This window comes from Thermophilibacter provencensis, from assembly GCF_030372065.1.
GTDB lineage: Bacteria > Actinomycetota > Coriobacteriia > Coriobacteriales > Atopobiaceae > Thermophilibacter > Thermophilibacter provencensis_A.
On the sequence record NZ_JAUDEA010000009.1, the window covers coordinates 35,179 to 58,176 of the forward strand.

Consider the following 22,998-nt stretch of genomic DNA (forward strand, 5'->3'; position numbering starts at 1 on the left):
GCCTAGAACCCGAGGAGCTTGACCTCGCAGGCGAGGTCGACCCCGTGGCGTTCGAGAACAGCGTCGTGCGCGCGGCGGATGAGGGCGACGACGTCCGCCGCCGTGGCCCCGCCGCGATTGACGATGAAGTTGGCGTGCTCGGGAGAGATCTGCGCCGCGCCCTGCTCGGCCCCGGAGAGGCCGCAGGACTGGATGAGCAGGCCGGCGGAGCGCTCGGGCGGGTTGCGGAAGACCGAGCCGCAGCTGGGCTTCGAGAGCGGCTGGGCCTCCCTGCGGCGACGGAGGCGCTCCTCCATGTCTCGCGTGATGACGGCCGGGTCGCCGGGCTCCAGCTCGAGGGTCGCCTCGAGGATGATCTCGGAGGTGGGAAGCGAGGTGCGGCGATAGCCCCACTCGATCTCCCCGCCCGCGTAGCGGTGCATGCCCTCGCCCGGGCGCAGGACCACGAGGTCGCGCACGCGGGGGCCGATCCACTCCCTGCGCGTGCCGGCGTCCATGGAGACGGCGCCGCCGAGCGTGCCGGGGATACCGACGCAGAACTCAAGACCCGAGAGGCCCGACTTCATGGCCTGGTTGACAACGCGGGCGAGCTGGGCGCCTCCGCCGGCGGTGATGGTGGCCTCCTCGGCGCAGACCGTCATGCGGGAAAACTCGCCGTCGAGAAGGACGACGCAGCCGTCATAGCCCTTGTCGGACACGAGCACGTTGGAGCCCTTGCCGAGAAGCACCCATTCGACGCCCTCCTGCGCCAGGACCTCAAGCGTCCTCTGGAGGGCGCCGTAGCTGTGCGCCACCACCACGAGGGCGGCCGGGCCGCCGATGCGGTAGCTCGTCCTGCGGGACAGCGGCTCGTCGCGCAGGACGTCCGCGTCAACCGCGCCGGAGAGGGTCATGTACGCGTTGGAAACGCTCACGACGCGCTCTCCTCGCGCTGGCGCATGGCCTCGATGAAGGCCGGTCCCATGCTCGTGACGTCGCCAGCTCCCTGGGTGATGAGCAGGTCGCCGGGGCGCACGAGCTCGCAGAGGTTCTCGATGAGGCGCTTGCGGTTGGGGACGTACGCCACATCCGTGACGTTGCCGGTGTGGCGGACCGCCTCGACCACGGTCTTGCCGGAGATGCCGGGGATGGGCATCTCGCCGGCGGAGAAGACGTCCATGACGCGCAGGACGTCGGCGCTGTCGAAGGCGTGGCCAAACTCGGTGGCGAGCGCCTGGGTGCGGCTGTAGCGGTGGGGCTGGAAGACGCAGATGACGCGCTTGAAGGGCAGGTCCTTCGCCGCGTCGAGCGTCACAGAGATCTCGGTGGGGTGATGGCCGTAATCGTCCACCACGGTGACGCCCGCGACGTCGCCCACGTGCGTGAAGCGGCGGCGCGCACCCTTGAACTGGGAGAGCGCCGCGGCCGCGGCGTCAACGTCGAGGCCCAGGACGTCCGCCACGGCAATGGCGGCCGTCCCGTTTGCCATGTTGTGGCGGCCGGGGTTGGAGCTGATGGTCACGTGCACGCTCTTCTCGCCGCCTGGGAGGCGCACGGAGAAGTTGCTCGCGAGGGCATGGTGGCTGTCCTCGGGCAGGCACACGTAGTCGCAGGACTCGTCAAAGCCGTACGTCACCACGTGGCGCCCCGTGGAGCGCGCGAGCTCCACATAGTGCGCGACGTCGCCGTTGATGACGACCGTCCCCTCCTCGCCCACGAGGCCCATGAACGTGCAGAAGGTCCTCTCGATGTTCTCGAGCGTGCCGTAGTGGTCGAGGTGGTCCGCCTCGATGTTGGTGACCACCACCACGTTGGGGTTGAGGTAGAGGAAGGAGCCGTCGGACTCGTCCGCCTCGCAGACGAAGTGCTCGCCGGAGCCGTTGCGACCGTTGGTGTCATAGCCCTCCACCACGCCGCCGATGAGGAAGGAGGGGTCGAGGCCCATGCGGTCGAGCATCGTGGCCACCATCGAGGAGGTGGTCGTCTTGCCGTGCGTGCCGGCCACGGCGACGGTGCGCTGCGAGCCGGAGAGGTACGACAGCATCTTGGCGCGGGGCCAGATGGGGATTCCCAGCTCGTGGGCGCGCACGACCTCGGGGTTGGTGTCGGGGATGGCGGTCGAGGTCACCACGACCTGCGGAGAGACCTCGTCAATGGTTGCGGCCTCGTGGCCCACGCGCACGGGGATGCCGGCGGCCTCGAGCTCGCGGACGTAGTGGGAGCTCTTGAGGTCGGAGCCGGTGACGCAACAACCGCGCTCGTGGAGGACGAGGGCGATGCCGCTCATGCCCGCACCGCCGATGCCGATGAAGTGGGCGCTCGTCACGTTATCAAAGTCAGCCATGGATCCTGCCTTTGCCGTTGGGAAGGCGCGCGTCCTGCGCGCGACGCATAATCACTTTACTTTAGCCGAATACGGGGCCTCAACCAGAGAGGCGCGCAAGAATCCATCGGGCACGCATGGCGCAGCGTGCTTTTGGGGACGCGGACCGACGGTTCTTCTCGCCAAAGCGTCGGGAAGGGTCCCCGCAAGCGGGGGCGGGGACGCAAGGCGACGGAATGTGCGACAAGAACGTCGAGAAGGGTCCCCGCGGCGAGAAGGACCCGGCGCTAGCCGCGCGCGGCGAGCTCCACCTGGTCCGCGAGGGCGGCCGCGGCGCTCTGCTGGCCGAGCCCGCGGGCGGCCTCGCGCATGGCGGCGCGGCGGGCGGGGTCGTCCACCAGGCCGAGCAGCTCCTCGGTGAAGACCGGCTCGTCGATCTTGTCGTCCGAGACGAGCGCCGCGGCGCCGGCGTCCACAAGGTAGCGGGCGTTGGTGGTCTGGTGGTCGGCCGTGGCGAAGGGGTACGGCACGAGCAGGCTCGGAATCGCAAGGGCGGCAATCTCCGCGATGGAGGAGGCGCCGGCACGCGAAAGCACGAGGTCAGCCGCGGCGAGGGCCTGGCCCATGTTGGAGATGTAGGGCATGACGCGCCAGCGCAGCTGCTCGGCGGGCGTGAGGGCGAGGGCGGAGACGGTCTCGTCAAAGCCGTCGGCGCCCGTGGAGTGCACCACGACGAGGCCCTCGCGGGAGAGCAGCTCGTCCTTGAGGCGGGTGACGCCCTGGTTGATGTGGGCGGCGCCGAGAGATCCGCCAAAGACCAGCAGCATAGTCTCCTCGGGCTCCACGCCAAAGGCGGCGCGGCCCTCCTCGCGGCTCGCGCTCACGACGCTCCTGCGGACGGGGTTGCCGGTGAGCACCACGCTCGGGGACGTCCTCCCCTCGCGCTCAAAGACCTCGCGCGCCGCGGGAACCGAGATGCACACCGTCGCCGCATGCGGTGCGAGCGCCTTGTTGGCAAGGCCGGGCACGGAGTTCTGCTCGTGGAGCACGTAGGGCACGTGCAGGCGATGGCAGCAGTTGAGAAGGGCCATCTCCACGTAGGCGCCAAAGCCCACGGCAACGTCCGGGGCGCCCGTGGCGGAGAAGCGCCGCGCGATCTGCCCCTGGGCGCGGCGCATGCGGTAGAGCGAGCTGGCGAGCGTCCAGGGACGCGAGCGGTCAAAGCCGGAGACTACCACCGGGACGAGCTCAAAGCCCGCCTCGGGAACGAGCCTGCCCTCAAGCTTGCTCGTCTGGCCAAAGAACGTCACGTGATGGCCGCGGTCGCGCAGCTCCTCCGCCAGCGCGAGGGCGGGGTTGATGTGACCCGCCGTTCCGCCCGCCGCGATGGCAACCTCAAGCCTCTTCCCGCCCATAAGCTATCTCCCTCGTCGTGTTCCCCATGTGTCCCGGGACCCGCCGCGAGCGCCGCGCAGGCGGTCGGTTGGGCTGGGCCCGAGGTTGATCCTTCGCTGCGTCCCGCCCGCGCGGCTGGCACCGGAAACGCCGCGGGCGTTGCGGACGGTCTTGGCGCCCTTGCCGCTCGACGCGCGCGGGGAGCTCGCCCCGCCCTCAACGACGGTGAGGCCGCGGCCGCCGCGGGGACGCCCGTCGTCACCCTCGACCTGCCACGAGCGGCGGGCGCTGTCGTGCGTGGTCTCCGGCAGGCTCGAGTGGAGCGAGACGGAGGCGATGAGCCCCACGAGCATCATGCTCGCGATGATCGAGGAGCCGCCGTAGCTCACAAAGGGGATGGGCTTGCCGGAGAGCGGGAAGAGCCCCAGGACGCCGCAGACGTTGAGCAGCAGCTGCACGATCACGATGCTCGTGCAGCCCGCGGCGATGAGCCTGCCGCAGAGGTCCGGCGCGTAGCGCGCGATCTGGAAGCCCGCCCACAGGAAGACGGCAAAGCCCGCGAGCAGACCGATCGTCCCCACAAGGCCGCACTCCTCGCCGATGATGGCAAAGATGAAGTCGTTGTGGGCCATGGGCAGGTAGGAGTACTTCTGCCTGGAGAAGCCCAGGCCCACGCCAAAGAGGCCGCCCGAGCCAAAGGCATAGAAGCCCTGGATGAGCTGGTAGCCGGTGCCGTAGGGGTCCTGCCAGGGATCGAGCATCGTGAGGAGGCGCTGGCGGGAGTAGTCGTCCTTGAGCGAGAGGGCCAGGAAGGCGAGCGCGCCGCCCACGAGCACGATGGCGAGAAACCCCCTGGGCATGCCCGCGAGGTACCCCATCACCACGAGCGTGAGGCACAGAACCATCGTGGTGCCCTTGTCGGGCTGGATGAGGATGAGCAGGATGGGCACGCCCACGCCGGCCACGAGCAGCTTGATGAAGGTGGACCAGTCGATGGAGCCCTCCTCGTAGTAGCGCTCGGCGATGTCTGCCGCCGTGAAGATGACGGTGATCTTGGCAAACTCCGAGGGCTGCAGGTCAAAGAAGCCGAGGTTGATCCAGCGCGTGGCGCCCATGTCGTTATCCGTGCCGAGGGCAATGACGGCAAGGAGCATGAGCGCGGTGACGGCCCAGATGGGCAGAAGGAGGCTCTTTGCCCAGAGCCGGTAGTCGCTCTTCGCGAGAACCACGGCGGCAATCGCGCCCACCAGGAGGAACATCAGCTGGCGCTTGAGGTAGTAGGCGGCGTCACCGGTGGAGTTGAGCGCCGAGACGGACGAGGCGGAGTAGACCATGAGCACGCCAAACGCCGCGAGAATGCCCACGACGGCAAACAGCACGAGCCGCGGGCGCATGAAGCGCTCGGGCACGCCGAAGATCGTGCGCTCCTCGCGCGAGCCGCCGCGCGAGCGGCGCTGCGCCGTCTTTGTCCGAGAGAGGGCCGCCACGGCTAGACCTCCCCGTCAGCGAGCTCGCGCACGAGCGCCTTGAAGAGGCGCCCGCGCTCGCCCATGTTGTTGAACTCGTCAAACGATGAGCAGGCGGGCGAGAGCAGCACGGTGTCGCCGGGGCGCGCCGCGCGGACGGCAACGCCAAAGGCATCGCGCAGGTGCTCCGCGCGCAGGACCTCGAGGTCCCTCTCGCCGCGGGCGGACTCGAGCGCGCGGGCAATGCGCTCCCCCGCCTCGCCAAAGCACACGGCGACGCGGCAGCGCTCGCACACGGCCTCGGCAAGCGAGGAGAGGTCGGTCATCTTGTCGTGCCCGCCGAGCAGGACCACGATGGTCCCCGCGTCAAAGGCCGTGAGGGCCTTCTCCACGGAGTCCGTGTTGGTGGCCTTGGAGTCGTTGACAAAGCGCACGCCGCCGACCTCGCCGGCAGGCTCGATGCGATGCTCGATGGGCGAGAAGGAGGAAAGGCCCCGGCTCACGTCGGGCGCGGCCGTGCCGAGCTCGAGCGCAACCGCGGAGGCGGCGAGCGCGTTCTCGGCGTTGTGCAGGCCAAAGATCTTGAGCTCGGAGGCAGGCAGCAGCGCTGTCTCCGCGCCGTCAAGGCGGACGACGAGCTCGCCGCCGCGCAGGAAGGCGGCGCAGGGGCCCTCGGGCTCCCCATGCACGGAGAGGCGGCAGACGCGCAGGCCGCGCCCCTCGGCGCGCTCGGCCATGGCGCGGCAGTACTCGTCGTCCACGGAGACGACGGCAAGGTCGCCCTGCCCCAGGTTCTCGAGCGCGCGCTCCTTGGCCGCGGCGTAGGCCTCCATCGTGCCGTGCCACTCCAGGTGATCCGGCGTGACGTTCAAGATCACCGAGACGCGCGGGTGCAGAAGGCGCGTGGTGGCAAGCTGGAAGCTCGAGAGCTCGGCCACGAACCAGCCCCCCTCGGGGCGGGACGCAACCTCGTCGGTGACGAGCGTGCCGATGTTGCCCACGGACTCCGCGGCAAACCCGCCCTCGCGGAGCAGGTGCGTGGTGAGCGAGGTGGTCGTGGTCTTGCCGTTGGTGCCGGTGATGACCACCCAGCGCTCCGGGCTCTCGCGGAAGGCAAACTCCGGCTCGCCGATGATCTCTGACGAGCGGGCGGCGGCAGCGCGGAAGAACGCGGAGGACTCGGGGATGCCGGGGGACGCCACGGCGAGGTCATAGCTCCCGCGCACGTCCTCGGTGCCGCACACCACCCTCACGCCCGCCTCCTCGAGCTCGCGGGTCTTCTCGCCGGGGGCGGACGAGGCGCCGCCGTAGAGCGTGACGGAGTCCACGCGGGTGCCCAGAAGGGCGGCGAGGTGGCGCGCGACGGACTCGCCGGTGCGGCCGAGCCCGAGCACGAGGACGTTTCCGAGATGGGCGCTTGAAGCCGTGGTCATTCTCGTCACTTTCCTATCCAAGCTGGAAGTAGAGGGCAAAGCCGAGCGCCGCAAAGGCGGCGGAGACGATCCAGAAGCGAATGACGACCTTGGTCTCGGCCCAGCCCTTCTTCTCAAAGTGGTGGTGGATGGGCGCCATGAGGAAGACGCGCTTGCCCGTGAGCTTGAAGCTCGCAACCTGGATCATCACCGAGAGCGCCTCGGCGATGAAGAGGCCGCCCATGATGAGGGAGGTGACCTCGGTCTTGGTGAGGACGGCGAGCGCGGCAAAGGCGGCGCCGAGGGCAAGCGAGCCGGTGTCGCCCATGAAGATGGTGGCGGGGTAGCAGTTGTGCCAGAGGAAGCCCACGCAGGCGCCGGCGATGGCACCGGCAAAGATGGCGAGGTCGAGCTCGTTGTAGCGGAAGGCGACCATGGCCATGACGAGCATGACCACCATCGTGCAGCCGCCCGCGAGGCCGTCGAGGCCGTCGGTGAGGTTGACGGCGTTGGAGAGGCCCGCCATGAGCAGGAAGACAAAGACGACGTAGAGCCACGGCACGCTCACCGGGGTGTCGCCGAGCGAGAAGGTGGTGGTGAGCACGCCGAGGTCGATGGAGAGGCCGCCCGGGAAGCGCACCGCCGGGGCCACGCCGCAGACGTTGACCGCAATGAGGCAAAACGAGACGGAGATGAGGATGAGGCCCGCCATCTTCTGCGAGGGCGTGAGGCCGAGCGAGCGGCCGTGCGCCACGGACTCGATGTCGTCGAGCAGGCCGAGCGAGCCCGTGAGCAGCGTCACGGCCACGGCAAGGATGAGGCCGGGCGTCCACTGGGCGATGAGCGCCGTGGAGACGAGCACGCCCACGAGGATGATGAGGCCGCCCATGGTGGGCGTGCCCTGCTTGACGAGGTGGCGCTGCGGGCCGTCCGCGCGAATCTGCTGGCCCACGCCCTCGTGGCGCATGAGCCTGATGAAGAGCGGCATGAGGAGGCCCGTCACGAGGGCGGCAATGCCCACGGCGAGAAACACCTGGTAGGTGGGATAGGCGGGATTTCCGATCATGAAGCGAGCACTCCCCTCACGAAGGCGTCGAGCCCAGAGGCACGCGACGCCTTGACAAGCACGACATCACCGGCGGAAAGCACCGGTCCCATGACCTCGACGGCACGCTCGACCGTCTCGAAGCGCTCGATGGCGTCCTCGGAGAGGCCCATCGTGCGCGCGGCCTCGGCCATCTCGTCGGCGAGCTCGCCCCCCACGAGCACGAGCAGGTCGACGCCCTTGGCGGCAGCGTAGGCGCCCACGTAGCCGTGGAGGCGCGGCGCCTCGTCGCCGAGCTCGCCGATCTCGCCGAGAACCGCGATGCGACGACCCTCGCAGTCCATGGAGGAGAGCACGTCGAGGGAGGAGGCCATCGAGGCGGGGGCGGCGTTGTAGGAGTCATCGATCACGCGCACGCCCTTGGGAGAGACCTGCACGTCAAGGCGCATGTGGGCCGCGGGCATGCGCTCGATGGCCTCGACGGCCGCGTCGCGGTCGAGCCCGAGGCGCCAGATGACGGCGAGCGCGAGCAGGAGGTCGTCGACGGACTTCCTGCCGGGGACCGAGAGGGTGATCGTGCGGCGCCAGCCGTCTGAGCAGACGAGCGTAGCCGTGGCGCAGCCCTCGGCGTTGAGGGTTACCCCCTCCGCGCGAACCGCGTCGCCCTCCGAGGCGCCCACGAGCATCACGTCGACGCCCGCCGGGATCGCGTAGCCGTTGGCGATGAAGGGCGTGAAGTCGCCCGAGCCCATGAGGGCGAGCATGGGCTCCACGCCGCCGTTGGCGCGCATGCCGGAGACGATCTCCGCCTTGGCGCGCGCGATGTTCTCGCGGCTGCCGAGAAGCCCGATGTGGCTCGTGCCCACGTTGGTGATGCAGGCGAGCGTGGGCGCGCAGCAGGCCGCCATGCGCTCGATCTCGTGGAAGTGGTTCATGCCGAGCTCGCAGACGAGGATCTCGGAGTCCTCGGGCGCGGCGAGCACCGTGAGCGGCAGCCCGATGAGGTTGTTGTAGTTGCCCGCGGTGGCGTGGGTGCGCCGCTGCGAGCCAATGCCGGCGGCGAGCATCTCCTTTGTGGTGGTCTTGCCCACCGAGCCCGTGACGCCCACGACGAGCCACTCGGGATGGCGCTCGCGCCAGCGGCGCGCCAGGCGCAGCAGGAACTCCTCGCAGTCGTCGCCCTCGGCGCGCAGGACAGCGCACCCGGCCTCCGCGGCGGCAGCGAGCGCCTCGGCGGGGACCTCGGACGAGGCCACGACGGCGGCGGCGCCGGAGCGGGCGGCCTGTGCCAGGTAGGCGTTGCCGTCCACGCGCTCGCCGGCAAAGGCGACGAAGAGGCCGTCCTCGCCCACTGCGCGGGAGTCGATGACCACGTCACCCGCCACGTCGCGCGTGCCGGCCTGGACGAGCGAGGCCCCGGTGTCGCGCGCTATCTCCTCTACAGAAAGGTGAATCATCTGCTCTTCTCCTGAGTCTAGGAAACGGGCTTGACGCCCATGATCGTCGTTGCCTGCGCGGCGACGTCGTGAAAGACGTGCGCGGAGGAGGCCAGGGCGAGGTAGGCGGTGCCGTTGAGGCCCGCGTAGACGAGCAGCTCGGGGTTGTCGGCGTTGGCAAAGCCGCACAGCGACGCCACGTAGTGGAACGCCGCGTAGCCGCCCTCCTCGGAGGCCTGCTCGCCCGTGCCGGTCTTGCCGGCAAAGTCGTAGCCCTCAACCTGGCCGTTCTTGCCCGTGCCCTCCCGCATGACGCCCCGCATCATCACGGTCTCCTCGTTGGCCGTCTCGGCGGAGATGATACGCTCCCCCGCCGGCCACTCCACGTCCTCCCCGCCCTTGGAGACGAGGAAGTGCGGGGTCATGGGAACGCCGTCGTTGGCAACGGCGCCAAACGCCCGGACGATCTGCACCATGGGGATGGCGAGGCCCTGGCCAAAGGCCATCGAGCCCGCGGTGGAGCCGTCGTACTCCTCGAGGGTCTTCACGATGCCCTCGACCTCGCCCGGAAAGTCGATGCCCGTGAGGTGGCCGATGCCATAGCGGTCAACGCCCTCGGAGAAGCGCTCCGGGCCAATGACCTCGAGCACGAGCTTGGACATGGCGGGGTTGGACGAGTGGACGAGCATGTACTCGACGCTCATGTCGAGGGCGTAGTCGCGCCCGTCGTCGTCCGAGACGTAGTCGTTGCCAACCTTATAGAACGCCGGGACGTTGTAGACGGTGTCCTTGGTGTAGAGCCCCAGGTCGAGGCCAATGGAGGTCGTGAGGACCTTGAAGACCGAGCCCGGCTCGTAGGAGTCCGAGACGAGCCTCAGGTTGAGGGAGGTCGAGTCGAGGTCCGAGAAGTCCGGCAGCGGCGTGGAGCAGGCCGCGATGATCTCGCCCGTGAGAGGGTCGGTCACCATCACGGAGCCGGAGTCTGAGTTGTAGGTCTGAACGGCCTGCGAGATGATGTTCTCGCAGGATTCCTGGAGGTCGATGTCGAGGGAGAGGACGAGGTCCATGCCGTCCTTGGCCTCGGTGACCTGCGAGGCGCCGCCCGCGATGGGCGTGCCGTCGAGGCCCGTCTCCATGAGCATCTCGCCGTCGGTGCCCGTGAGGATGTCGTTGTAGTAGTACTCGAGCCCGGAGAGGCCGGTGCCGTCCGTGCCCACGTAGCCAATGACCTGGGCGCCCACCTTCCCGTAGGGGTAGACGCGCTTCATGTCCGGCAGGTAGTAGATGCCGGAGAGCTCCGCCTCGGCAAGGCGGCTCTTGAGCTCGTCGGCCACGCCCTGGTCAACCTGGCGCTCAATGTAGACGAAGGTCCCGTCCATCGTGAGAAGGTCCATGTAGGTGTCCTTCTCGCCGCCGAGAAGCTCCACGAGGACGTCGGCCACGCCCGAGGGGTCGCTCACGGCCTCGGGGTTGGCGTAGATGGTCTTGCACTCCTCGCTCATGGCGAGGATGTTGCCGTTGCGGTCGTAGATCGTGCCGCGCTTGGCGTGCAGCGTGGCCACGTTGGTGCGCTGCAGTTCGGCCTTGGAAGAGAGGTTGCCGGCGTCGACCACCTGGAGCCAGGCGAGGCGCGCCGCAACGATGCCAAAGAGGCCCATGAAGAGGCGGCGCGTCACGGAGAGGCCCTTCTCGGAGCCACCGCTGCCCGAGCCACCCGGGCGCGAGGCCCTTACGTGGTAACGCGCACGAGAGGCCTCGTCATACGAGGCCTCCGGATACGAACGCCGCACGCTGCGGCTCTGTCTGCTTCTTCTGCTCACGACAGAACAGTCTACGACACGTCGCTGATGGCGCCCGTCTCGTTTGCCGTCTGCGCAGCTTCCCCATCAGCGGGAGCGGCCTCCTCGGAGGGGGCGGGCTCGGGGGAGCTCACGTGGACCGACTCGGTGGGCAGGACCATGCCGTAGTTCTGCGTGGCAATGCGGCTGATGCGCGAGTTGCTCGAGAGGACGGAGCGCTCAATCCTCAAATCGCTGTTGAGGGTCTGCGCCTCCTCGATCTGCGCGGAGAGATCGGCGTTTGCCTGGAGGACTGAGACCGTCGCAGAGGCGAGGGCAACGCGCGCCATGCCCATGACGACGAGGACCGCCGCGATGGCAACAACGGCGCGGACGCGCATGACAAACGTCTGGGAGACGCCGGCGCGGGCGCGGGCATCAAGGCCGCCGCCGTCAACGACCTCAAAGGACGGGCGCGCCGAGCGCTCAAGACGCTCGCGCCTCCTCTCGGCCGCAGCCACGTTATATGCCTCAGAACCCTGATACCTCATGACACTTCCCCGCTACTCAGCTGATGTGCTGTGAATCATTCGTACGTGGCAGGTACGCTGGGAGCTTGAGGGTTGCTTGACGTTTATGTCTCAAGCTGTGCTGTAGCGACCTTAAGAGTTGATACCGTCTTTGCCAGATCGTTGTGGTTCGTTGGTGGTGCGTTTAGGGTGCGTTTGTGCTGTGGTGGTGCCTCGTTTGTTGTCTCTCGTAGACGGCTTACGCCGGCTACTTCACCCGTTGTGCCCTCAGTCCGTAACGTCCAGCTTGACCGCCACGCGCATGAGGGCGCTGCGCGAACGGGGGTTGGCCTCGATCTCGTCGCCGGAGGCAACGAGCGGCTTTCTCGTCCTGACCTCGACTATCGGCACGTGACCGCACACGCACACCGGGAGGTCCGGCGGGCAGGTGCACCCCTGCGACATCTCGGAGAAGACGTGCTTGACGATGCGGTCCTCCAGGGAGTGGTAGGAGATGACGCAGATCCTGCCACCCGGGTTGGCCCAGCGAATCGCCGCCCTGAGTCCCCGATCGAGAACGTCCAGCTCGTGGTTGACCTCGATGCGCAGCGCCTGGAAGGCCTTGCGAGCCGGGTGGCCGCCGGTTCTTCTCGCCGCCGCGGGAATCGCGGCCTTGATGACCTCCACCAGCTGAAGGGTGGTCTCGACGGGAGCCTTTGAGCGGGTCTCGACGATGCGGCGGGCAATGCGGTTGGCATAGCGCTCGTCGCCGTATACGCGAAGGATTCGGGCGAGGTCTGCTTCGTTGTAGGTGTTTACGACCTCAGCTGCGGTTAGGGTGTTGTTACCCGAACTCATTCGCATGTCCAAGGGCGCGTCCTCGTGGTACGAGAAGCCGCGCTCCGGGATGTCGAGCTGCGGGGACGAGACGCCAAGGTCGAAGAGAAAGCAGTCGACCCCGGGCACCTCCGCCTCAACGAGAAGCTCGTCGAGGTCCCCAAAGTTTCCCCTGAGAAGCCTGACGCTCGCCTCGGGCACCTCGCGCTCGAGGCGTGCCGCTGCGGCGGTGAGGGCCATGTCGTCCTGGTCGATTCCAAGCGACAGGCCGTCCGGGGCCACGCGGCGGGCGAGCTCGACGGTGTGCCCCGCACCACCGAGGGTGCAGTCGCACACGATCTCTCCCAGCTGGGGGTCGAGCTCGCGCAGGACCTCGGCGAGCATCACGGGTACGTGCCGATATTCTGCTGTCAAGACCTCCACCCCCTTGGCTAGTCGCGGTAGAGGAGCGCGTCGAGCTCGTCCTCGAAGCTCTCCTGCGTCGTGTTCCACAGCTCGGTGTTCCACACCTCGAAGTGGTCCCCGGCGCCCACGACCGTCACGTCGGCGGTAAGGCCGAGCCGCTCGCGGGTTCCCACCTTGGCGGAGTCGAGCTTTCCGAGGGCAACGCGTCCGGCGGAGTCGATGTCGACCTCAACGGCGCTCGCCCACAGGCGGGACTTGAGCTGAACGTCCTTACGGCTGCGGGAGTCAAAGCGGTTCTCGCCGTTCTCAATGAAGAGGCCGTCGATGAACTTCTCGAGTCCCTCGGGAGTGAAGCCGTTCACACACTCCTTGAGCGGGAGAAGGTATATCGTCTTGCTATCGCCGTCGATCAGCTGCTTGCGGAAGACGGCCGGCAGGGTAACGCGCGCCTTGGCATCCACGGACATCGGATACGAACCGGCGAGCATGTCACCCTCCCCTCTAGAGACGAAAACCTCGCCCCCGATTGGAGCGTGCGAATACTATACGTCATCCGCGACACTTTGCGACACAGAAAAACACTTTGCTACACCTTGCGGTTGATATGTGGGCGCGGACGGTTTTTTGCAAGCTAGGGACCCTAGATATGGGGCCTCACTGACGAGCCCACCACAAGAGGCGCCCCACCTGTTCGCATTTCTCGCAAACGATTTGTGTTGCCGCCGTGAAAGCGCCGCTCAGAACCGGCTGGACGCGCGCCGAGAAAACCGCGGGGCTGTACCAGATTCACGCTGACACGCCGAGAAAAGCGAGGCCCTGTACCAGCCGCGGCGACGCATGCCGAGAGAGCCGCGGGTCTGTACCAGCCAAGGCTGACAGACGCCGAGAAAAGCGAGGCACTGTACCAGCCATGCCGAGAGAATCAGCACTCTGTACCAAGCCAACCAACACCCCCGATCCGCCCTCGGTACAGAGGCAGGCTTTTCTCGGCAAGAACAGCGAAAACTGGTACAGAGGCAGGATTCTCTCGGCGGAGATTTGGGGGCCGGTACAGAGGAGCGCTTTTCTCGGCGGCGAGACGTGAAGACCTGTACAGAGGCGAGATTCTTTCGGCGAGAAGGGAGCAAGACAGCGCAGGGGACCGTCTCCTCCCGGCGCCCCCCAGGGGACCTCGATCGCGCGCGCCCGGGAGTAGGGAACCGCCCCGCCCCTCTCGTCTGCGATTTCTGCGCAGCAGTGAGCAAGACGGGAGGGGCGGGGCGCTCCCCCTACTCCCGGGCGCGGGGGTGGGCAGCGAGGTACACGCGCCGTATGTGAGAGCGGTCGACGTGGGTGTAGAGCTGGGTCGTTGTGATGTTGGCGTGGCCGAGAAGCTCCTGCACCACGCGCAGGTCCGCCCCGCCCTCCAGCAGGTGCGTCGCGAAGCTGTGTCGCAAGGTGTGGGGGTGCAAGCCCTTGAGGCCCGCCACGCGCCCGTACTTCTCGACGGTGGCGTGCACGGACTGGCGCGATATGCGCCCGCCGCGCACGTTGAGGAACACGGCGTCCGTGGGCCTGCGTCCCACGAGCGCGCCGCGGCCACGGTCGAGATAGTCCTCCAGGGCAGCGGCGGCCGCACCGAGCACCGGCACCACGCGCTCCTTCTCGCCCTTGCCAAAGACGCGCAGCAGGCCGTCCTCGAGCTGGATGGCGCGCTGGTCGAGGCCGCAGAGCTCGCTCACGCGCAGGCCGCAGCCGTAGAGGACCTCGAGCATCGCGTGGTCGCGCAGGCCCGCGGGCGTTGAGGGGAACGGCTGGTCGAGCAGGCGCTCGGCGTCGTCAACCGAAATCACGTCCGGGAGGTGCGACGGCTTTGCGGGAAGCGGGAGGTCTGAGGTGGGAAAGGCGGAGCAGATCTCGTCGGTCACCATGAAGCGGTGAAAGCCCTTGATCGCGGAGACCGCGTGCTCCACGGAGGCGGGGGCCAGGCCCACCTCGACGAGCGCCCCGATATGGGCCTCAACGAGCTCACGCGTCACGTCCTCGGGATCGCTCACGCCGCGCTCGACGAGCCAGGCCACGTAGCGGGCGAGATCGCGGCCATAGGACGCGATGGTGTTCTCCGAGCTGCCCCGCTCGACGGCGAGGTAGTTCAGGTACTCCCCTCTCGCGCGCTCGAGGTTCACCTCGGCCCCCCTCCAACCGCTATTCGCTGCGCGGACTCACGTCGTGGCGGTCGCAGCCCTCGTGGCGCGCGACCGCCGCCCTCACAAACTCCCTGAAGAGCGGAGCCGGACGGTCCGGGCGGCTCTTGAACTCGGGGTGCGCCTGACTCGCCACAAACCAGGGGTGAACGTCCTCGGGCAGCTCGACCATCTCGACGAGCCGCCCGTCCGGAGAGAGCCCCGAGATGACGAGACCGGCCTCCGCAAGCCGCTCGCGATAGGCGTTGTTGACCTCAAAGCGATGGCGATGGCGCTCGTAGACGAGCGGCGCGCCGTAGGCCTCCTCCGCAAGGGTGCCAGAGACCACCTTGCACGGATAGGCGCCGAGGCGCATCGTCGCGCCCTTCTCGGTGACGCCCTCCTGCTCGGGCATGAGGTCGATCACGGGGTAGGCGCAATCCGGCGCAAACTCCGTGGAGCTGGCGCCCTCCATGCCGCAGACGCTGCGGGCAAACTCGCACACGGCAACCTGAAGGCCCAGGCAGACGCCGAGGTAGGGCACCTTCTTGGTGCGCGCCCAGTGGACGGCCGCCACCTTGCCCTCTATGCCGCGCAGGCCAAAGCCGCCGGGCACGAGAATGCCGTCGGAGCCGCCGAGCACCTCCTCGACGTTCTCCTGGCTCAGCGCCTCGCCGTCCACCAGGCGAATATCAACGTGGCGGCCAAAGAGCACGCCGGAGTGGTGGAGCGCCTCGATGACGGAGAGGTAGGCGTCGGGGAGCTGCGTGTACTTGCCCACCACGCTGATACGGGTGACGTCGTCCTTCTCGCCGGCCTCGAGCAGGGCGTCCGTGAAGTCGTACCAGCCCTCCATGTGGCACTCGCGCGGCTCGAGGCCCAGGCGCTCGCAGACCCTCACGTCAAAGCCCTGGTCGGCAAGGTGGCGCGGCACGTCGTAGATGGAGGGGCAGTCCGAGTTCTCAAAGACGCAGTCCGACTCAACGTCGCAGAAGCTCGCGATCTTGGCGCGCAGGGAGGCGTCCACCTCGTGGTCCGAGCGGCAGACGATGAAGTCCGGCTGGATGCCCATGGAGCGCAGCTCGCGCACCGAGTGCTGGGTGGGCTTGGACTTGAGCTCGTGGGCCGCGGCGATGTAGGGCACGAGGCTCACATGGATGATGCAGCAGTCCGCCGCGCCCTTCTCCTTGCGAAACTGCCTGATGGCCTCCACGAAGGCCTGGCCCTCGATGTCGCCGATGGTGCCGCCGAGCTCGGTGATGACCACATCCGCGCCGGTCTGCTCCTCGATGCGCCAGAAGCGCTCCTTGATGGCGTCCGTGACGTGCGGGATGACCTGCACCGTGCCGCCGAGGAAGTCGCCGGCGCGCTCGCGGGAGATGAGGTCCTGGTAGATGGCACCCGTGGTGAAGTTGGAGTTGCGCGTGAGGTTCTCGTCGATGAAGCGCTCGTAGTGGCCGAGGTCGAGGTCGGACTCGTAGCCGTCCTCGGTGACAAAGACCTCGCCGTGCTGGAACGGGCTCATCGTGCCCGGGTCAACGTTGAGATAGGGGTCCGCCTTCTGCATCATGACGCGATACCCGCGCGCCTTGAGCAGACGGCCGAGCGAGGCCGCCGTGATGCCCTTGCCCAGAGACGAGACCACGCCGCCGGTCACAAAAATGTGCTTTGTCATGAGGACCTCCCGCAGAATCGATTTGTTTCCACGGGACTCCATGATAGCGCGCGCCGAGAGGAGCGGTGAGCCCGCTCGCCGATTCCGACGCAGACGCGAAACATTGGCTTACGGGCAAGAAACAGGGCCGATCGCTCCCGGCCGCTTGGGAGTCCGGGGTAGGAAGGTGCAACTACCCCGCTTACTTAAGCGCTGCGGGCGTCGCAAGCTCGCGGGCATTGCGGGCGTCGCGGGCGCCACCCACCGCGTCACCAGCGGCCTACGTCAGGACGCGCAGACGGTGGACATGCCCTCCTCCCCGGGAGAGGCGACCTGTCCCAAATTCTCTGAGAGAAATAACACGTCCCCAATTTCCCTACAGGGCGCGCCAGTAGGCCACCGCTATCTGAGTGCGGTTGCGAAGCCCCAGCTTGGCGAGGATCTGGCTGATGTGGTTGCGCACCGTGCCCTCCCCCATGTAGGCCGCCGCGGCCACCTCGCGGTTGTCAAGACCCTCCGCCACGAGGCGCACGACCTCTCGCTCGCGCCCCGTGAGCTGCGGGAACATAGCAACGAGGTCAGGCTCCGACGCGTCTCCCCCACCTGCGGGGGCACCGAGGGAGACGGCTCGCTCCAGGATCTCGCCCTCCAGGACGCTGCGCCCCGCCATGACCGCGCGCAGGGCCGGAGCAACCCCGCCCACGTCCTGCTTGATGAGATAACCCGCGGCACCAAGCGAGAGCGCGCGCACGATGTACTCGTCGTCGGAGAACGTCGTGAGGAAGACCACGCGCGGAGGGTGCGGACACGCGAGAATCCGCTCCGCCGCCGCGAGGCCGTCCGTGCCCGGCATCTGGATGTCAAGAAGGACCACGTCGGGCGCGAGCTCGGCCGCCAGGCGCGCGGCTTCGTCGCCGTCGGAGGCGCAACCCACGACCTCGATGTCCGGCTGCGCTCCGAGCACGATCTCGAGCGACGACGCCACCACTGCGTCGTCGTCGGCTATGACAAGTCGCATCTCGGCTCCTCTCGCCTCGGCACGCTGGCAAAGACCACCCAGCCCCCGTGCTCCCCGGGACCGGCCCGGAAGGTGCCACCAAGCGCACGGACCCGCTCCTCCATGGAGGCAAGCCCCATGCCCGGGCAGCCCGGGGCAGGAGGCGGGCCCGCGTCCGCGCCCGGAGTTCCGTCATCGGCCACCCGCAGCCTCCAGATCCCCGGGTGCTCCGCGAACTCCACGCTCACGTGCCGAGCGTGCGCGTGGCGCAGCGTGTTTGAGAGCGCCTCGCGAGCCACTGCCAGAAGGCAGCTCGCCACCGCCAGCGGCACGTCGGACGCCTCCGTCCGGCAGCTCACCTCTACGCCAGAGTCCGCGCAGACGGCCTCCGCCGCCGCGCGCAGCTGCACGGAGAGGTCGCAGCCGTCGTCGCGCAGGTCGTGCACGCTCGCGCGCACCTCGTCGAGGGCCTCGCGCAGCGTGCCAGCCACCGCCGCGAAGTCCCTCTCGCACTCCTGCCCGGCGTGGACCACGCGCTGTGCCTCTGCCTGCACGACCGCCCGCGTGAGCAGGTGGCCCACGTTGTCGTGAATCTCGCGCGCGATGCGCGCCCGCTCGGAGAGCGTGGCGAGACGCACCTCGTAGTCCTGCGCGTCCATGAGGTCGCGGTTGCGCGCCTCGAGGGCCAGCTCGCGCTCGCGCAGGGCGTCTGCCGCGCGGAGGTTCTCCGCGCGCTGCCCCAGCATGCGGCTCGTGCGCCCGGCAAGCAGCGAGGCCACGAGCACGGCGAGAAGCGCGACGAGGGCCGCGGGTGCCACGAGCTCGCCGCGCCAGGCGGCGGCAAGCGGCAGGAGCGCGCACGCGGCGGCGAGCCAGCGGGTGCGATGCCCGGCGGCCAGGTCGTAGGCGACCGGCGCCACGAAGGCGCCAGCCACCGGCACCGCGAGCGAAAGCGCCGCGTAGGCGAGGGTCGGCACGAGCCGCGCGCGACCGCGAAGCAGCTCGGGGGCAAACGCGCAGGCAATCGAGGCGAGCAGCGAGCCCACGACGTCAGCGCCCGTCCCCGTGAGGGCAAGCGCGCCGGCGCAGCACGCGAGCGCCACAAACTTGTCAGCGATTCTTTCCATGCGGGGATTCTAGCAGGCGCGGCGCGGGCGACACCCGTGACATCTGTCACGTACCGCCCGTCCTTCTCGTGACATACGTCACTTCCGGGCGCACGGCCGACGACGCACACTTGAGCCACCGACCGCATAAGGAGGAGACATGACCGACATCGTGCGCGTGGAGGGGCTCGTGAAGCGCTACGGTCAGACGCTGGCGCTCGACCACCTCGACCTCGCCGTGGCACAGGGGGAGATCTTCGGCCTTCTGGGCCCCAACGGCTGCGGCAAGACCACGGCCATCAACTGCATCCTGCAGCTGCTCACCTACGACCGCGGCTCCATCGAGCTCTTCGGCGAGCCGATGGCGCCCTCCCGCCACGACCTCAAGCGACGCATCGGCGTGGTCCCGCAGCAGGTGGCCGTGCTCGACGAGCTCACCGTGCGCGAGAACGTGGATGCCTTCTGCGCGCTCTACGTTCCCGACCGCCGCGAGCGCCGCCGCCTGGTGGACGAGGCGCTCGACTTCGTGGGCCTGGCCGAGCACGCAACCAAGCGCCCGCGCAGGCTCTCGGGCGGCCTGGCGCGCCGGCTCAACATCGCCTGCGGCATCGCGCACCGGCCCGAGCTGCTCTTCCTCGACGAGCCCACCGTGGCCGTGGACCCGCAGAGCAGAAACGCCATCCTGGACGGCATCTGCCGCCTGCGTGACTCAGGCGCCACCGTGGTCTACACGAGCCACTACATGGAGGAGGTCGAGCAGATCTGCGGGCGCGTCATGATCATGGACGCAGGGCGCGCCATCGCGCAGGGCACCTGCGACGAGCTCAAGCGCCTCATAGACGCCGGCGAGAAGATCGTGGCGCAGACGGGGCCCCTCGCACCCGAGACGCTCGCGCGCCTGGAGGCGCTGCCGTGCGTGAGGCGCGCCTCCTACGCCGACGGCGAGCTGCGCGTGGACTGCGCGCCGGCCGCCCACGCGCTCGTGGACGTGCTCGAGGAGCTGCGCGCGGCCGGCGTGAGCTGCGGGCGCGTCTGGAGCGAGCCTCCCACCCTGAACGACGTCTTCCTCGAGCTCTGCGGCCGTGAACTGCGCGACTAGGGGGGTGTGCCGTGAAAGACGTGCTCTCGCTTCTGCGCTTTGACCTCACCCAGGCGCTGCGCAACCGCGGCGTGGTCATCTGGGTGCTGCTGTTCCCGCTGCTTTTGGCCACGGTCTTCGTGTTCATGTTCGACGGCTACGCCTCCGGCGAGGCGGCGCACGCGGCGCGCGTGGGCGTGGTCTCGGACGGCTCGGCGGCGGCCGACGAGCTCGTCGCCGTGCTGGACGAGCTCGCCTCCGGCGAGGAAGCGGTCCTCGAGGTCGTGACCTACCCCGACGAGGCGAGCGCCGCCGAGGGGGCGCAGTCCGAGGAGGTCTGCGCCTACGTCGTGGCCTCGGCGGACGCCGCACCGCGCATGGAGGTGCCCGCCCGCTCCACCGGGACCGTGGACCAGGCGGTGGTGCAGCTCGTGCTCGAGCGCTACCTGCAGGTCTCCTCGACGCTCGCGACCGTGGCCGAGGCCGACCCGGCGGCCCTCCCCTCCGCGGACGCCGCGACCCGCCTTGCCGAGGCGCTTGCCGGCGACGACGTGGAGAGCGTGCGCCTCTCCGTCCTGCGCACCGAGTCGAGCGAGTTCGCGCGCTACTACTACGCGATGCTCGGCTTCTCGAGCCTCATGGGCGCGCAGGTGGCGCTTTTGCTCGTGGTCACCAAGCGCGCGGACGGCTCGCCGGAGGGCGCGCGGCGCCAGCTCGGCGCGGTGGGGCCGGTCCGCCAGCTCGCAAGTGCCCTTCTCGCCGCGTGGGTCGTGGTCTTTGTCTGCCTTGTGGTGGCGCTCGTCTACATCAGAGTCGTCGCGGACGTCTCCTTTGGCGGCCGAGAGGGGCTGGCCGTTGCCGCCTGCGCCGCGTGCGCGCTGGTGAGCTGCGCCATCGGAACCTTCATCGGCTCGATCCCGCGGCTCTCCACGTCCGCCAAGGACGTCATCTGCACCATCGCGACGATGGGCCTCTCGCTCCCGGCGGGGCTCTTCGGCACGCCGTCGCTTCGCCTGGCCGACTGGCTCTCCCTCCACCTGCCGTGGGCGCAGGCGATAAACCCGGCGGTGCAGGTCGGCGAGGCCTTCTACCGTCTGGCGTTCTACGACTCGCTCGCGCCGTTCGCCCAGTCCGTGGGCACGATCCTGTCCATCTCCGCCGTGCTTTTAGCCGTGGCGGCGCTCTTCATGAGGAGGCAGCGCTATGCAGCTCTTTAGGCTTGCTGGGCGCGTGGTCCTGCGGCACCGCGGGCTTCTCGCCCTCTACGTGGTCATGCTCGGGGCCTTTGGCTGGCTCATGGCCTCCTACGTAGGCACGGACTCGAGCGCCTACGAGGCCGCCCGGCCGACCGTGGCCGTGATTGACCGGGACGGCTCCGCGGTGTCCGCGGCGCTGGCCGGCTGCGCCGCCGAGGCGGGCGAGCTCGTGGAGCTGCCCGACACCACCTACGCGCTGCAGGACGCGGCCGCCAAGGACCTGGCAAACTACGTGCTCGTGATCCCCGCGGGCTACGGGGAGGCCCTCGAGGCGGCGGCCCGCGAGGGCGCCGAGATGCCGGAGCTCGAGTGCGTGGTGAGCTACAGCGACGCGCGCGGCTCGCTCGCCGACCAGCGCGTGCGCGCCTACGCCCAGCAGTTCTACGCGCTTCTCGCCGGCACGGGGCTCTCCGTGGATCAGGCCGTGGCCTGCGCGGAGGAGGCGCGGGCGTCGGAGGGGGCCCGTCTTGAGGTGGGCGTCATAGAGTCGGGCGACTCCGGGGCGCTGCCGACGGACTACCTCGTCTTCATGCAGTTCTCGACCTACGCCCTCTTTGGCGGGACGGCCATCCTCATCGCATGCGGGCTGCGCTCGCTCGGGCGCGACCAGCCGGTCACGGCGCGCCTGCTCGCGGCCCCGGTCTCCGACACGGCGCGCGGGACCCAGCTCGCGCTCGCCTGTCTCGGCGTGGGGCTCGCAGTCTGGGCGGCGATGGGCTTGCTCGGGGCGCTCTGGTGCGCGGAGTCGCTCGCGGGCTCGGACGTGCGGCTGGCGGCGCTCGCGCAGGTGCCGCTCTTGGCCCTAGCCTGCGTGGGCGCGGCGTACGGCTACTTGCTCTGGGGCCTCGGGGCCACCGGGGACATCGCGCACGCGGCGGGCAACATGGGATCGATGGTGCTCACGTTCCTGGGCGGGACCTGGGTCCAGCAGGCGAGCATGGGCGCGGCGGTGACGGCCGTGGCGCGCCTCACCCCCATCTGGTGGTCCGTCCATGCCATGGGCGCGGTGTACGCGTCCGACGGCCTCACCGGAGAGCTCGTGGCGAGCGTGCTCACACAGTCCGCGATCGTGGCGCTCTTCGCCGTGGCGATCGCGGTGGCCGGGACCGCGCTGGCGCGCGCCCGCGCCCGGTCCTAGGCGGCGGGCCTACAGGTACTGGCGCCAGTCCTCGTCCTCGTCGACGTCATCCGCGACGGAGCGCTCGGCCTCGGCGGCAGCGCGCTCGGCGCGACTCACGTACGGGGCATCGTTGACCTCGGGGAACGTGGCCAGCGCGTGCTCGAAGACCTCGAGGTTCTCGTCAAAGCGGCCGCGGGGCACCGCGAAGACCACCTCGCGCGCGGCATGCGTCCCGCGCTCCAGCTCGATGCGAAAGGCCTCCGCCACCGCGGCCGCCTCCCAGCCAAAGCTGCCGCAGCCGAAGGCGCCGAGCACGAGCTTCTTGTGTCCCAGGTCATCCGCGATAGCCATGACCAGCCGGATGCGGTCGCGCAGGGCGCGAAGCAGCGCGTCCTCCCCCACGTGGTACTCCTCGCGGGCGCGGCGCGCGTCCGGCGCGGCCGCCACGATCACGTCCGCGTAGGAGTGGTAGTCGTCGCGCTCAAAGCGCACGCGCGGCACCACGAGCGCCCGGTTGCGGTAGAGGTGGCAGTTCAGATTGCGCCGACGGTTCTCCGCGTACCAGGCGCCCTTCTCGCGCAGCACGTTGTAGAGGAAGCTCGCCGCGCAGAGCGCCTGCTCCTGCGCCCATGCGCCGCGCTCGTAGCCGCCGCCGGGGTACAGGAACGAGGCGAAGTCAAGGACGGCCAGGTCGCAGGCAGAGGCCAGGCCGCGCCCGCGCGCGAGGACCGCGGCAACGGAGTCCTCGTCAACCACGCTCACCTGCGGGACGCACGGCTCTGTCACCCGCATGGACGGAGCCGCGTCGTAGACGCGCGTCGAGGCAACGGCTGCAGCGATCTCATCAGGAAACCGCCGGTCCATATCCTCGACGTGGCGCCGGGCCAGCTCGGCTCGGCTGGGTCCGCGACCATCTCGACGTGCGCTCTTCTCGGCCATCCTGCCCCCTTCGTCGGCTTTTCTGTCATTCTCGCACAACGGCGGAGCCAAGATCACCGCAAGCGCGCCCTGGCTTGCAGCTTTATGCTTGTAATACGGGT

General features: G+C 69.0%; 19 protein-coding genes. 3 read left to right on the forward strand and 16 right to left on the reverse strand.

Going from position 1 to position 22,998, the window contains the following annotated elements; translation table 11 throughout:
- Positions 1-2 precede the first annotated feature (2 nt).
- The 15 genes from murB to QUW25_RS06860 form a co-directional block, all read right to left on the reverse strand.
- Complete coding sequence (murB, locus tag QUW25_RS06790) at positions 3-914, reverse strand: UDP-N-acetylmuramate dehydrogenase (protein ID WP_289511456.1); 912 nt, start codon at positions 912-914, stop codon at positions 3-5.
- Positions 911-2,323, reverse strand: coding sequence for a UDP-N-acetylmuramate--L-alanine ligase (gene murC / locus QUW25_RS06795; RefSeq protein ID WP_289511457.1), 1,413 nt, complete (start codon positions 2,321-2,323; stop codon positions 911-913). Before murC ends, murB begins: the two co-directional genes overlap by 4 nt.
- A 266-nt stretch (positions 2,324-2,589) precedes the next feature.
- On the reverse strand, positions 2,590-3,717 hold the full coding sequence (locus QUW25_RS06800) for a UDP-N-acetylglucosamine--N-acetylmuramyl-(pentapeptide) pyrophosphoryl-undecaprenol N-acetylglucosamine transferase (protein WP_289511458.1): 1,128 nt from the start codon (positions 3,715-3,717) through the stop codon (positions 2,590-2,592).
- Positions 3,718-3,720: 3 nt separating this feature from the next.
- On the reverse strand, positions 3,721-5,184 hold the full coding sequence (gene ftsW / locus QUW25_RS06805; RefSeq protein WP_289511459.1) for a putative lipid II flippase FtsW: 1,464 nt from the start codon (positions 5,182-5,184) through the stop codon (positions 3,721-3,723).
- A gap of 2 nt (positions 5,185-5,186) precedes the next feature.
- Entirely contained in the window at positions 5,187-6,596 is a 1,410-nt protein-coding gene (gene murD, locus QUW25_RS06810; RefSeq protein ID WP_289511460.1) for a UDP-N-acetylmuramoyl-L-alanine--D-glutamate ligase, read from the reverse strand.
- Positions 6,597-6,609: 13 nt separating this feature from the next.
- A complete protein-coding gene (gene mraY / locus QUW25_RS06815) occupies positions 6,610-7,641 on the reverse strand; it encodes a phospho-N-acetylmuramoyl-pentapeptide-transferase (protein WP_289511461.1) in 1,032 nt (343 codons plus the stop codon).
- Positions 7,638-9,077, reverse strand: a complete 1,440-nt coding sequence (locus tag QUW25_RS06820; protein WP_289511462.1) for a UDP-N-acetylmuramoyl-tripeptide--D-alanyl-D-alanine ligase — start codon at positions 9,075-9,077, stop codon at positions 7,638-7,640. The genes mraY and QUW25_RS06820 overlap by 4 nt, the downstream gene beginning before the upstream one ends.
- 17 nt (positions 9,078-9,094) lie before the next feature.
- On the reverse strand, positions 9,095-10,846 hold the full coding sequence (locus tag QUW25_RS06825; RefSeq protein ID WP_289511463.1) for a peptidoglycan D,D-transpeptidase FtsI family protein: 1,752 nt from the start codon (positions 10,844-10,846) through the stop codon (positions 9,095-9,097).
- 41 nt (positions 10,847-10,887) lie between these two features.
- Positions 10,888-11,385 carry a cell division protein FtsL gene (ftsL, locus tag QUW25_RS06830; protein WP_289511464.1) on the reverse strand — a complete coding sequence of 166 codons (498 nt, stop codon included), beginning with the start codon at positions 11,383-11,385 and terminating at the stop codon, positions 10,888-10,890.
- 246 nt (positions 11,386-11,631) lie between these two features.
- Positions 11,632-12,594: a 16S rRNA (cytosine(1402)-N(4))-methyltransferase RsmH gene (rsmH, locus tag QUW25_RS06835; protein WP_289511465.1), complete on the reverse strand. Its 963-nt coding sequence runs from the start codon at positions 12,592-12,594 to the stop codon at positions 11,632-11,634.
- Positions 12,595-12,611: 17 nt separating this feature from the next.
- Positions 12,612-13,073: a division/cell wall cluster transcriptional repressor MraZ gene (locus tag QUW25_RS06840; RefSeq protein ID WP_289511466.1), complete on the reverse strand. Its 462-nt coding sequence runs from the start codon at positions 13,071-13,073 to the stop codon at positions 12,612-12,614.
- Positions 13,074-13,853: 780 nt separating this feature from the next.
- Positions 13,854-14,750, reverse strand: a complete 897-nt coding sequence (locus QUW25_RS06845) for a site-specific tyrosine recombinase (protein ID WP_289511467.1) — start codon at positions 14,748-14,750, stop codon at positions 13,854-13,856.
- 19 nt (positions 14,751-14,769) lie between these two features.
- A complete protein-coding gene (locus QUW25_RS06850) occupies positions 14,770-16,422 on the reverse strand; it encodes a CTP synthase (protein WP_289511468.1) in 1,653 nt (550 codons plus the stop codon).
- 355 nt (positions 16,423-16,777) lie between these two features.
- Entirely contained in the window at positions 16,778-17,419 is a 642-nt protein-coding gene (locus QUW25_RS06855) for a response regulator transcription factor (protein ID WP_289511469.1), read from the reverse strand.
- The gene (locus QUW25_RS06860; RefSeq protein ID WP_289511470.1) at positions 17,404-18,525 is read right to left on the reverse strand and encodes a sensor histidine kinase; all 1,122 of its coding nucleotides are present in this window, start codon (positions 18,523-18,525) and stop codon (positions 17,404-17,406) included. The genes QUW25_RS06855 and QUW25_RS06860 overlap by 16 nt, the downstream gene beginning before the upstream one ends.
- Before the next feature lie 139 nt (positions 18,526-18,664).
- Between QUW25_RS06860 and QUW25_RS06865 the strand changes: the two genes are divergently transcribed.
- Genes QUW25_RS06865 through QUW25_RS06875 form a run of 3 tightly spaced genes read left to right on the forward strand, consistent with a single transcriptional unit; the run spans position 18,665 to position 21,976 of the window.
- On the forward strand, positions 18,665-19,603 hold the full coding sequence (locus tag QUW25_RS06865) for an ABC transporter ATP-binding protein (RefSeq protein WP_289511471.1): 939 nt from the start codon (positions 18,665-18,667) through the stop codon (positions 19,601-19,603).
- 11 nt (positions 19,604-19,614) lie between these two features.
- Positions 19,615-20,799: an ABC transporter permease gene (locus QUW25_RS06870; RefSeq protein WP_289511472.1), complete on the forward strand. Its 1,185-nt coding sequence runs from the start codon at positions 19,615-19,617 to the stop codon at positions 20,797-20,799.
- Positions 20,786-21,976, forward strand: coding sequence for an ABC transporter permease (locus QUW25_RS06875; RefSeq protein WP_289511473.1), 1,191 nt, complete (start codon positions 20,786-20,788; stop codon positions 21,974-21,976). Before QUW25_RS06870 ends, QUW25_RS06875 begins: the two co-directional genes overlap by 14 nt.
- Positions 21,977-21,985: 9 nt before the next feature.
- On the opposite strand, the gene QUW25_RS06880 is transcribed toward QUW25_RS06875, so the two are convergent.
- Positions 21,986-22,897 (reverse strand): TIGR02452 family protein, encoded by a 912-nt coding sequence (locus tag QUW25_RS06880; RefSeq protein WP_289511474.1) that lies wholly within the window; start codon positions 22,895-22,897, stop codon positions 21,986-21,988.
- Between the last annotated feature and the right edge of the window lie 101 nt (positions 22,898-22,998).